12 protein-coding genes and 1 tRNA gene are annotated in these 11,861 nt (G+C 42.2%); all 13 read left to right on the top strand.

Features of this window, described 5'->3' with window-relative positions; translation table 11 throughout:
- Positions 1 to 189 precede the first annotated feature (189 nt).
- On the top strand, positions 190 to 798 hold the full coding sequence (locus tag CE058_RS15015; RefSeq protein ID WP_035330248.1) for a succinate dehydrogenase cytochrome b558 subunit: 609 nt from the start codon (positions 190 to 192) through the stop codon (positions 796 to 798).
- A gap of 187 nt (positions 799 to 985) precedes the next feature.
- On the top strand, positions 986 to 2,746 hold the full coding sequence (sdhA, locus tag CE058_RS15010; protein ID WP_163143717.1) for a succinate dehydrogenase flavoprotein subunit: 1,761 nt from the start codon (positions 986 to 988) through the stop codon (positions 2,744 to 2,746).
- 3 nt (positions 2,747 to 2,749) lie between these two features.
- Positions 2,750 to 3,517, top strand: a complete 768-nt coding sequence (gene sdhB, locus CE058_RS15005) for a succinate dehydrogenase iron-sulfur subunit (RefSeq protein ID WP_035330246.1) — start codon at positions 2,750 to 2,752, stop codon at positions 3,515 to 3,517.
- Positions 3,518 to 3,675: 158 nt separating this feature from the next.
- Complete coding sequence (locus CE058_RS15000; RefSeq protein WP_048011039.1) at positions 3,676 to 4,140, top strand: acyl-CoA thioesterase; 465 nt, start codon at positions 3,676 to 3,678, stop codon at positions 4,138 to 4,140.
- Positions 4,141 to 4,287: 147 nt separating this feature from the next.
- Entirely contained in the window at positions 4,288 to 4,512 is a 225-nt protein-coding gene (locus tag CE058_RS14995) for a helix-turn-helix domain-containing protein (protein WP_009333184.1), read from the top strand.
- Between the two features lie 159 nt (positions 4,513 to 4,671).
- Positions 4,672 to 5,130 carry a MarR family winged helix-turn-helix transcriptional regulator gene (locus tag CE058_RS14990; protein WP_061791493.1) on the top strand — a complete coding sequence of 153 codons (459 nt, stop codon included), beginning with the start codon at positions 4,672 to 4,674 and terminating at the stop codon, positions 5,128 to 5,130.
- Positions 5,131 to 5,140: 10 nt separating this feature from the next.
- A complete protein-coding gene (racE, locus tag CE058_RS14985) occupies positions 5,141 to 5,935 on the top strand; it encodes a glutamate racemase (protein WP_163143715.1) in 795 nt (264 codons plus the stop codon).
- A 137-nt stretch (positions 5,936 to 6,072) separates the two neighbouring features.
- A complete protein-coding gene (gene recQ / locus CE058_RS14980) occupies positions 6,073 to 8,214 on the top strand; it encodes a DNA helicase RecQ (RefSeq protein ID WP_163143713.1) in 2,142 nt (713 codons plus the stop codon).
- Between the two features lie 161 nt (positions 8,215 to 8,375).
- The gene (locus CE058_RS14975; protein WP_163143711.1) at positions 8,376 to 9,443 is read left to right on the top strand and encodes a GerMN domain-containing protein; all 1,068 of its coding nucleotides are present in this window, start codon (positions 8,376 to 8,378) and stop codon (positions 9,441 to 9,443) included.
- Positions 9,444 to 9,589: 146 nt separating this feature from the next.
- Positions 9,590 to 10,360: a ribonuclease PH gene (gene rph, locus CE058_RS14970; protein WP_048011034.1), complete on the top strand. Its 771-nt coding sequence runs from the start codon at positions 9,590 to 9,592 to the stop codon at positions 10,358 to 10,360.
- A gap of 1 nt (position 10,361) precedes the next feature.
- Positions 10,362 to 10,973: an XTP/dITP diphosphatase gene (locus tag CE058_RS14965; RefSeq protein ID WP_163143709.1), complete on the top strand. Its 612-nt coding sequence runs from the start codon at positions 10,362 to 10,364 to the stop codon at positions 10,971 to 10,973.
- On the top strand, positions 10,970 to 11,488 hold the full coding sequence (locus tag CE058_RS14960; protein WP_163143707.1) for a metallophosphoesterase family protein: 519 nt from the start codon (positions 10,970 to 10,972) through the stop codon (positions 11,486 to 11,488). The genes CE058_RS14965 and CE058_RS14960 overlap by 4 nt, the downstream gene beginning before the upstream one ends.
- Before the next feature lie 145 nt (positions 11,489 to 11,633).
- A tRNA-Arg gene (locus tag CE058_RS14955) sits at positions 11,634 to 11,710 on the top strand.
- The last annotated feature ends 151 nt before the right edge of the window (positions 11,711 to 11,861 follow it).

Genomic DNA, 11,861 nt, shown 5'->3' with positions numbered 1-11,861 from the left:
TAACCCGTTAATATTTTTTAAAAATTTTATTAATATGGAACATTTTATGTATCCGTTTTCTTGACGCTCTATTATCTTGGGAGTAAAATGGACATGTCACATAATTGTAAGAAAATGAATAACATTTTCGAGATGATGTCCTGAGCGGGGGCTCAGCATCGTTTTTTTAAAATCAGGGGGGGAAAGTTTATGGCAGGTAATCGTGAGTTTTTTAATCGCAGATTGCATTCATTGCTTGGCGTAATACCAGTTGGATTGTTTTTGGTGCAGCACCTTGTAGTGAACCATTTTGCAACAGGGGGAGAGGAATCTTTTAATAATGCAGCGCATTTTATGGAAAGTCTTCCATTTAGAATATTCCTTGAAACGTTTGTAATCTATTTACCTTTGCTGTTCCACGCAATCTATGGCCTTTATATTGCTTTTACTGCGAAAAATAACACAAGCAGATACGGATATTTCCGCAACTGGATGTTTATGCTTCAGCGTGTTTCAGGTGTCATTACGCTTGTTTTTGTTGCATGGCATGTTTGGGAAACACGTGTACAGGCTGCCTTTGGAGCAGAAGTTAACTTTCAGATGATGGAGAACATCCTGTCGAATCCATTTATGTTCTGGTTCTATATTATTGGAGTCATTTCTGCAATTTTCCACTTTGCTAATGGGCTTTGGTCATTCCTTGTCAGCTGGGGACTTACAGTATCTCCTCGTTCACAAGTTATTTCCACTTACGTAACAATCGGAATTTTCATTGCACTATCTATTGTTGGCGTACGTGCTCTTACAGCATTTATTTAATAGACATGAGAGATTATTAGACTTGATCGGATAAAAAGGGAATTGGGCAGCTGCCCGGCTCCGCATTATTGAAAGCGCAAAGGCAAAATCAGCACTTTTGGCAGAGTAAACGCCATCGGAAGGCCTCAAGGGGACCGGTAAGCGGGTGCTGGCGCTTTTCTTACAAGTATTAAGGGAGTGAGTCACGATGGGTAAAGGAAAAGTTATAGTTGTCGGCGGCGGACTAGCCGGTTTGATGGCGACAATTAAAGTAGCAGAATCTGGGACTCCGGTTGAATTATTTTCTCTGGTACCGGTTAAACGTTCTCACTCTGTTTGTGCCCAGGGCGGCATCAACGGAGCGGTAAATACAAAAGGGGAAGGCGATTCTCCTTGGATTCATTTTGACGATACAATTTATGGCGGGGACTTCCTGGCAAACCAGCCGCCTGTAAAAGCAATGGCAGAGGCTGCACCTGGCATCATTCATTTATTTGACCGTATGGGTGTTATGTTTAACCGTACACCTGAAGGTCTGCTGGACTTCCGCCGCTTCGGTGGAACACAGCATCACCGTACTGCGTTTGCCGGTGCTACAACTGGGCAGCAGCTGCTTTATGCAATGGACGAGCAGGTCCGCCGCCATGAAGTGGCAGGATTAGTGACAAAGTATGAGGGATGGGAATTTCTAGGGGTTATAATCGATGATGACGGAGCTTGTAAGGGTGTCGTTGCCCAGAACCTGACTTCTATGGAAATTAAGTCTTTTGCTGCAGATGCAGTTATTATGGCATCCGGCGGACCGGGAATTATTTTCGGAAAATCCACTAACTCTGTCATAAACACAGGCTCAGCGGCTTCAATCGTTTATCAGCAGGGCGCTTATTACGCAAATGGGGAATTTATTCAGATCCATCCAACCGCCATCCCTGGAGATGATAAGCTTCGCCTAATGAGTGAATCTGCACGCGGTGAAGGCGGACGAGTATGGACATATAAAGATGGCAAACCATGGTACTTCCTTGAGGAGAAATATCCGGCTTACGGAAACCTGGTGCCTCGTGATATTGCAACGCGTGAAATTTTTGACGTTTGTGTTAACCAGAAGCTTGGCATTAACGGGGAGAACATGGTATATCTGGATCTTTCCCATAAAGATCCTAAAGAGCTTGATATTAAGCTTGGCGGAATCATTGAAATCTATGAGAAATTCCAGGGTGAAGACCCTCGTAAAGTGCCAATGAAGATCTTCCCTGCTGTCCACTATTCAATGGGCGGATTATGGGTTGACTATGATCAGATGACAAATATTCCTGGCTTGTTTGCAGCTGGTGAATGTGATTATTCACAGCATGGTGCCAACCGTCTTGGCGCCAACTCACTGCTATCAGCCATTTATGGCGGTATGGTAGCAGGCCCGAATGCAGTCAAGTATATCAGCGGATTAGATAAGAGTGCTGAAGATCTGCCATCATCACTATTTGACCGCCATGTAAAACAGGAAGAAGAAAAATGGAATAATATCATGTCTCTTGATGGCACAGAGAATGCATATGTCCTTCATAAAGAGCTTGGTGAGTGGATGACAGACAATGTAACGGTTGTCCGCCATAATGACAGGCTGTTGAAAACAGATGAAAAAATTGTTGAACTTATGGAGCGCTATAAAAACATTAATATTAATGACACTGCGAAGTGGAGCAATCAGGGTGCAAGCTTTACGCGCCAGCTGCAGAATATGCTTCAATTGGCACGTGTTATTACAATTGGTGCTTATAACCGTAATGAAAGCCGCGGAGCACATTATAAGCCTGATTTCCCTGAACGTAATGATGAGGAATTCATGAAAACAACAATGGCGAAGTTTGTTGATGCAAATTCCGCTCCGGCATTCCATTACGAGGAAATTGATGTAAGCTTAATTCCACCGCGTAAGCGTGACTATTCCAAAAAGAAAGGGGAGAACTAAACCATGCAAGAAACAAAAACGAAAACAGTCCGTTTTGTAATCAGCCGCCAGGATACTCCTGATTCAGCCCCTTATCAGGAAGAGTTTGAAATTGATTACCGTCCGAACATGAACGTTATTTCAGCCCTTATGGAGATTCGCCGTAATCCGGTTAACGTGAAGGGTGAAGATACTACTCCAATCGCATGGGATATGAACTGCCTTGAAGAAGTCTGCGGTGCTTGTTCAATGATTATTAATGGAAAGCCCCGCCAATCATGTACGGCACTTGTAGATCAGCTGGAACAGCCAATCCGTCTTGAGCCGATGCGCACGTTCCCGGTAGTCCGTGACCTGCAGGTCGACAGAAGCCGTATGTTTGATTCCCTGAAAAAGGTTAAAGCATGGATTCCAATCGATGGCACGTATGATTTGGGACCTGGACCGCGTATGCCTGAGAGAAAGCGCCAATGGGCTTATGAGCTTTCAAAGTGCATGACATGCGGTGTTTGTCTGGAAGCATGTCCGAATGTTAACAGCAAATCTGACTTTATCGGACCGGCTCCTTTATCACAGGTTCGCTTGTTCAATGCTCACCCAACTGGTGAAATGAATAAAGCTGAACGTCTGGAGCAAATCATGGGTGACGGCGGACTTGCCAATTGCGGAAACTCTCAAAACTGCGTACAGTCCTGCCCGAAAGGCATTCCTTTAACAACATCCATTGCGGCACTAAACCGCGATACAACATTCCAGTCTTTCAAAAACTTCTTTGGAAGCGACCAGATCTAAACTTGAAAAACCCCTTTCCTTTTGGAGAGGGGTTTTTAGTCTATATTCGCATAATCTATTATTTAACACAGATGAAAGGTTTTCAAATAATTCAAAAAACACTATAATGAAATACAACAGAGTGAATGCTCATTCATAAAAAATTGGGAGGGACCAGCATGAAAAAATTGAGCTATATAGACGATTTTAAAAAATGGGAAGAAGAATTCATTTTCTTTCATCCAGTAAAAGTCAGATTTTCTGAAACTGATATGTTTGGACATTTGAACAATACCATTCCATTTACATACTATGAAGAAGCAAGGATAGAATTTTTCAAAAGCAAGGGCTTTATGCAGGACTGGGTAAAGCATGATAGTGAAACCATACCAGTCGTAGCAGACCTCCAATGCGATTTTATCAGCCAGGTTTTCTTTGATGAAGAGATACAAATATACGTAAAAGCTGCTTCAATAGGGAATTCTTCTGTTGATCTTCATTATATGGGCAGGAAATCAGACGGTTCAGTTTGCTTCACCGGCAGGGGGACGATGGTGCAGATATCAAAGGTGACAGGCAAGGGTGTGCCTTGGACCGAAAATATGAAAGAAATGCTGAAAAGCGGGGTTAAAGTCCGAGCCTAGCGGCACAATGGCACATTTCCTGAAAATAACTTTCTCCTTTCACTAAATATAGTCACTTCGGCTGTTTTGCTGACATATGATATGGTGACTAAATATATACCCATCCCGCGGTTCATAGCTGGCGAAAGGCAAGGAGGGTTACAATACTTGAAGGAGAATGAATATACTCACAAGCCGTTACTCACCAAACGAGAAAGAGAAGTATTCGAATTGTTAGTACAAGATAAAACAACAAGGGAAATCGCTGGTGAATTGTTTATAAGTGAAAAAACGGTTCGGAACCACATTTCTAATGCCATGCAAAAGCTTGGTGTAAAGGGGCGATCACAAGCTGTTGTAGAGCTCCTTCGAATGGGAGAGCTAGAACTTTAATTTAGACCGGCTATCCTTCTGGGAGGCCGGTTATCACATTTATATAGGGAATATTTCATTATTGGATTTATTTCTGTCTTGAAATTTATGCGGAAAAAGGTGAAAATAAATGCACAAGGGCAGAAAACATCGTAAAAGCTTAAATGGGAGTGTTTATGAATGAAGCTGGAAGATCCTAAAACAAATGAAATAAATGATGTTGTAGCTGATATTGAAAAAGACTTAAGATACATATCCGGCATTATCAAGCAAAAGGGAAGGGAAATTCTAAGTGATTTTACCATTACCCCTCCTCAGTTTGTGGCATTGCAATGGCTGTTTGAAGAAGGTGATATGACTATCGGCGAGCTGTCAAATAAAATGTATCTTGCATGCAGCACGACAACAGATCTTGTTGACCGAATGGAGAAAAACAGCCTTGTGAAAAGAGTGAAAGACCCAAATGACCGAAGAGTAGTCCGGATTCATCTGCTTGAAGAAGGAGAGCGGATTATTGAAGAAGTTATTAAAAAACGCCAGGATTACCTAAAAGAGGTTCTTAAAAATTCTTCACATAATGAGGTCTTGTTCTTAAAAGATAACTTAATGAAATTACACCATGATATGCGCGGAGAATGAGGCGGTACTTTTGAAACAACCTATAGGAATAATTGACTCCGGAGTGGGGGGCTTAACGGTCGCGAAAGAAATCATGCGGCAGCTGCCAAATGAAGATATTGTATACCTCGGAGATACAGCACGATGCCCGTACGGCCCGCGGCCTGGTAAAGAGGTGAAATCCTTTACCTGGCAAATGACGGAGTACCTGCTGAAAAAAAACATTAAAATGCTTGTTATAGCCTGTAATACAGCTACTGCTGTCGCTCTGGAGGAAATACGCAGGGAACTGCCGATACCGGTTATCGGTGTCATTTTCCCAGGCGCAAGAACAGCTATTAAAGTGACGAAAAACCATATAATTGGTGTCATTGGCACAGAGGGCACAGTCAAAAGCAAGGCATATGAAAATGCGCTGATTCAGATAAACAGCAGGTCTGCCGTGCATAGTCTGGCATGCCCCAAATTCGTTCCTCTTGTAGAGAGCGGGGAGTACGAAGGTTCAGTTGCCAAAAAAATAGTGGCTGAGACGCTTCAGCCCTTAAAAGGAAAAGGAATGGATACACTCATTCTTGGATGTACTCATTATCCTTTACTAGAACCGATTATTAAAAATGTAATGGGTAAAGATGTAAAGGTCATCAGCTCAGGTGAGGAAACAGCAAGGGAAGCTAGTACCATTCTGCATCACCATGGCCTGCTTAAAGCTGTGGATGAAAATCCGGAATATAAATTCTGTACAACTGGCTCCACGGCCATTTTTTCTAAAATTGCTTCCAAGTGGCTTGGGGTTACTGTCGATGCTGTAGAAAAAATTTCCCTTTAATAAATGCAGACACCTTCTGAATTTTTTCAGAAGGTGTTTTTTAAGAAATCTCCACGTTACTTTTAGATTACTTTTTAAAAAAGCTCTGGTATCATGAAATTGAAGAAAAACTATACTTAATTGAGTTGGTGATCAATTTGCTGGCACAAGCCGAAAACTATTTAAAAAAATATTTTGGATATACTTCTTTCCGCCCCGGCCAACAGGAGATTATTCAGAATATCCTCTCACAAACCAATACTCTTGGAATTCTTCCAACTGGAGGCGGAAAGTCAATCTGCTTTCAAATACCCGCTCTTGTACTCCCCGGAACGGCCATTGTGATTTCTCCCTTAATTTCCCTGATGAAAGATCAAGTAGATGCCCTTAGCACTGCAGGCATCCCGGCTGCTTATATAAACAGCACGTTGTCTTCTGCCGAGTATCAGCACATTGTGGCTGGAATACGCAATGAAGAATATAAGCTCGTGTATGTGGCGCCGGAACGATTTGGGTCCATGGCCTTTTTGCAATTATTAAACGATATTTCAATCAATGCGATTGTCTTTGATGAAGCACATTGTATTTCACAGTGGGGGCATGACTTCCGTCCAAGTTACCGTTCCGTAGTCTCAGAGCTTAGCAATCTGCACCAGAAACCTGTAACTGCTGCTTTGACTGCAACAGCAACACGGGATGTCGCAGAGGATATCCGCAGGCTTCTAAACATCGGCGAGGAAAATACGTTTATAACTGGTTTTGCAAGGGATAACCTCTCCTTTCACGTATTGAAAGGTGTTAACAAAAGAGACTTTATATTACAGACCCTAAATAAACATAAAAACGAAGCAGGAATCATTTATACGTCAAGCCGCAGGGAGACAGACCAGCTGTACCAGTTCCTAAAAGGCAAGAACTGCTCAGTTGCTAAATATCATGCAGGCTTAAAGGAAGAAGAACGGAAAAAAGCACAGGATGCCTTCGTATACGATGAATCAAATATTATGGTCGCAACAAATGCTTTTGGAATGGGGATTGATAAATCCAATGTCAGATATGTCATCCACTATAATCTTCCGCGGAACATTGAAGCTTATTATCAGGAAGCGGGAAGGGCAGGAAGAGATGGAGAGGATAGCATATGTTATTTGCTGTTTGCTCCTCAGGATATCCAGCTGCAGAAATTTTTGATTGAGGAGAGCAGTCTGGATCCCCGGAAAATGGAGCAGGAATACAGCAAGCTAAAGGATATGGTTAATTACTGCCACACAGAAAAATGCCTTCAATCCTATATCATCGATTATTTTGATGAGAATGCCGAACCGATCCTCTGCGGCAAATGCAGCAGCTGCCTGGATGAACGGACAAGCATCGATATTACTCAGGAAGCTTTAATGATTTTTTCGTGCATTAAGCGGATGGAAGAAAGATTTGGCGTTACTTTGACTGCACAGGTTTTGAAAGGCTCAAGTAATAAAAGAATCCGAGAGCTTAATTTTAATAAACTTTCCACATTTGGGCTGATGAAAAACCGCAAAGAAAAAGAGATTTCAGAGATGATCAACTATCTGCTGGCTGAGGATTATCTGGTTTTAACAGATGGTAAATATCCGACCGTTAGGCTGTCAGCAAATGCAATTCCTGTCTTGAAAGGACAGAAAAAACTATCCATGAAAATTAGTGTGCCTGTATCTGTTCAGGAAGCAGATGAAAATATTGAACTTTTTGAGATCCTGAGGAAGCTCAGGAAAAAGATTGCAGATGAAGAAAATGTTCCTCCTTTTGTGGTGTTTGCTGATACCGCATTGAAAGAAATGTGCCGTTATTTTCCTGTGAGCAAAGACATGATGTTAAATATTAAAGGTGTAGGGCAAATGAAGTTTGACAAGTATGGGGAATATTTTATTGAGGCAATCAAAGAATTTGCCGAAGAACATAATATTTCCCCTATGCCTGCAGCAGATACGCCTTCAGTGTCAGAGGAAGTACAAGATGACCGTCCAAGCTACCAGATTACCTTTGATTATTATAAGAATGGAAATACCATAACGGAAATAGCCAAAAAGCGAAACTTTTCCCCAATAACGATTCAGGAGCATATCTTCCGCTCGATCAAAGAAGGCAATGCAATTGACTGGTCAGATATTTTCAATGAGACGGAAGAAAAGCTTGTTTTACAGGCAGCGGAAAAAGCAGGAAGAGAAAAACTGAAGCCAATTAAAGAAGAACTTCCGGATGAGATAGATTATTTTAAAATCAAAGCCGTCCTGGTAAAAGACGAACTGCAGAAGCAAAATTGAAGCTCCTTATTGGGGCTTCTTTTAATATGTCTCTATGGCAGCCATACTTCAGATTGTCCGAATTTGTCAAAAATCTATTCACACTTTTATCCCAAAAGACGGTCTAAATTACAGATAGGCTCGTATACATGTAGTACAAACTGTCTCAGGGGGGATTATGTATGTCTATAAATAAAAAAACGTCGATAGTGTCAGCTGTGCTGGTTTCATCTGTATTATTATCAGGCTGCGGATTGTTCGGAAGCCAGGGGAAAGAAAAGGTCGATCCGCCAAAAGCAGTATCTTACACCGATGAAGGCGAAAGTGTTGCTGAGGAAACAACAGGAAAAGAAACAGCTGAAAATGAAGAGGGTGTTACGGCAAATCTTAAAACAGAGCTTTACTTGATTGATAAAAATGGGTATGTTGTTCCCCAGACGATCGATCTTCCAAAAACGAATTCAGTTGCTACACAGGCGTTAGAGTACCTGGTGGAAAACGGTCCTGTTACAGAGCTTCTTCCTAATGACTTCCGAGCAGTCCTTCCGGCTGATACAAAAGTTTCTGTAAATATTAAAGATAAAGTGGCAACCGTCGATTTTTCAAAAGAATTTCAGGAATATGCTAAGGAAGATGAAAAGAAAATTCTCCAATCCGTTACCTGGACACTTACACAATTTGATTCCATTGATAAAGTTAAGCTGACATTAAACGGACATGAATTAAAAGAGATGCCTGTGAATGGCACTCCGGTCAGTTCGGCGTTAAGCAGAGCCAATGGAATAAACATGGATACAACGGAAGTAGTGGATATCACGAATACGAAGCCGGTGACCGTTTATTATCTGGGCGGGGATGAAGAAAACTATTATTATGTGCCTGTTACCAAGCGTGTAAGCAATGATATGGACAATAAAGTTGAAGCGGTTGTATCCGAACTGATAAAGGGGCCGAACTATGCATCCAATCTGGTGACAGACTTCCTTCCGGATGTAGAGCTGCTTGAAGCTCCAAAAATTGAAGAAGGAAAAGTCACATTAAACTTTAATGAGAATGTTTTCAGCAGCTTCGAAGAGAAAATGATTTCCAAGCACTTGCTGAATGCACTCGTTCTTTCACTGACAGAACAAAAGGGTATAGAAAGCGTGGCTGTCACTGTCGATGGCGAAGCAGAGATTGTCAATGAGGATGGCCAAAAACTATCCGAGCCTGTAACCCGCCCTGAAAATGTGAATACAGGAAGTTTTTAATATAGCAGATTTTGTTATACTATATAGTAACAGGAAAAAGAGGTTGGCATATAATGCCGCCTCTTCTTTGTTGGTAAAATAGGCATGCCAATATTACTGGGCAAATGCCCAGGTTCAATATAAGCAAATGAAGGGGGAAATCGCTTATGCGCGCAGATGGACGTGAACCAAAGCAGCTTAGGCCAATACATATTGAAACTGATTATTTAAAGCATCCTGAGGGCTCTGTACTCATTACAGTGGGAGACACGAAGGTGATTTGTACAGCAAGCATTGATGAAAGGGTCCCGCCTTTTATGAGAGGACAGGGGAAGGGCTGGATAACAGCTGAATATTCCATGCTGCCGAGGGCTACAGAACAGAGAAATATCAGGGAATCAGCAAAAGGAAAAATTTCAGGGAGAACAATGGAAATTCAGCGCCTGATCGGCCGTGCACTCCGGGCAGTAGTAGACCTTGATGCGCTTGGCGAAAGAACGCTATGGCTTGATTGCGACGTAATACAGGCTGATGGGGGGACACGGACAGCTTCCATTACAGGAGCTTTTATTGCAATGGCACAGGCGATGGATAAGCTTTACAGCAGCAAGAAGCTTCCAAGCTATCCAATCAATGATTTCCTTGCGGCCACAAGCGTGGGGATTCTTACTGACAAGCAGGCTGTTGTGGATTTGAATTATATTGAAGACTCCTCTGCTGAAGTGGATATGAATGTCGTCATGACCGGGAGCGGGGAGTTTGTAGAGCTTCAGGGAACCGGAGAAGAAGCGACTTTCTCTTATGGACAGCTGCAGGAAATGCTTGGTGCTGCACAGGAAGGGATATCAGAGCTGCTTGAACTTCAGAAATCGGCACTTGGAGAGAATATCTCAGGAAGCATTCAAAGCAAAAGAGAAAAGCTTGCGGGGAGGGCATAATATGCAGGAAGTCATAATAGCTACTAAAAACGCAGGCAAAGCGAGAGAGTTTGAGAGAATGTTCAAGCCTCTTGGCTATCAAGTAAAAACCCTTCTGGATTATCCAGATTTTCAGGATGTTGAGGAGACAGGCAGCACGTTTGAAGAGAATGCCATTCTTAAAGCGGAAGCCGTGTCTAAAGCTTTTGGAAGAATGGTCATTGCCGATGATTCAGGGTTGATCATTGATGCGCTTGGAGGGAAGCCGGGCATCTATTCCGCCCGCTATGCAGGCGAGGAAAAAAACGATCAGAAAAATATGAACAAAGTTCTCGATGAGCTCGAAAGCATTCCGGATGATAAGCGCCAGGCGCGGTTTTATTGCGCGCTAGCAATCGCTGCTCCCGGAAAAAGGACTGAAACAGTTGCAGGAACTTGTGAAGGCCGTATCTTAAGAGAAAAAAGAGGGACTTATGGATTTGGCTATGATCCTATTTTCTATTCAGAAGAAAAAGGCAAGGCAATGGCAGAATTAATGCCGGAGGAAAAAAGCGAAATCAGCCATAGGGCGAAAGCTCTCCAAAAGCTGGAGGAGCTGCTTCCTTCTTTCCTGGCCGGAGCAGAAAACTCATGAAAGTTCTGATTGTCAGTGATAGTCATGGGTTAACCTCAGAACTCAGCCAAATTCGTGAAATACATCCTGATATGGATATAATGATTCACTGCGGAGATTCGGAACTTCAGGCAGATGATGAATCACTAAAGGGCTACGCTGCAGTAAGAGGAAATTGTGATTTTGACGCAGATTTTCCGGAGGACAGAATAGAAGAGGCTGGAGGATTCCGCTTTTTCGTCACACACGGTCATAAATATTCCGTTAAGTCCACTTTAATGAATCTGTCATACAGGGCACGTGAATTGAAGGCAGATATCGTATGTTTTGGCCATTCACATAGTCTGGGAGCAGAAATGTCTGAGGGGATATTGTTTATCAATCCTGGAAGCATTAGGCTCCCCAGAGGCAGGAATGAACGGACATATGTCATACTGGAAAACAGGGGAGAAGATGTTACACTGGATGTGTATGACTTTTCTAATGGAAAGATTCCTGATCTGACACAAAAATTTTCACTGGTAAAAAGATATTAATTTGAATATAATAATTGAGGGAAGCCCGGTCTTCCCTCAATAATAAAAAAATATTTTACAAAGTGTTGACTTCTTAACATTTGTTTAATATAATAAATCTTGTCGTTAAGTTAATACATCTCAATCACGAAAATAATATCAAAATGTCCCAGTAGCTCAGCCGGATAGAGCAACGGCCTTCTAAGCCGTCGGTCGGGAGTTCGAATCTCTCCTGGGACGCCATTTACACATCTGGAAACACTACATATCTTACCGAATTTTTACTCACCTTTTTGGTGGGTTTTTTTGTTTTAATTTTTAATGGCAGCAACCTGCCAGTTGTTTTTAAATTGCCTCTATAAACCTCATCAGATGTTTTTATCTCCCTTATCAA

The organism is Bacillus sp. 22-7, from assembly GCF_010628845.1.
Classification (GTDB): domain Bacteria; phylum Bacillota; class Bacilli; order Bacillales; family Cytobacillaceae; genus Cytobacillus; species Cytobacillus firmus_B.
Note: the sequence above shows the minus strand (reverse complement) of the source record. Positions and strands in the feature narration are given on the sequence as shown.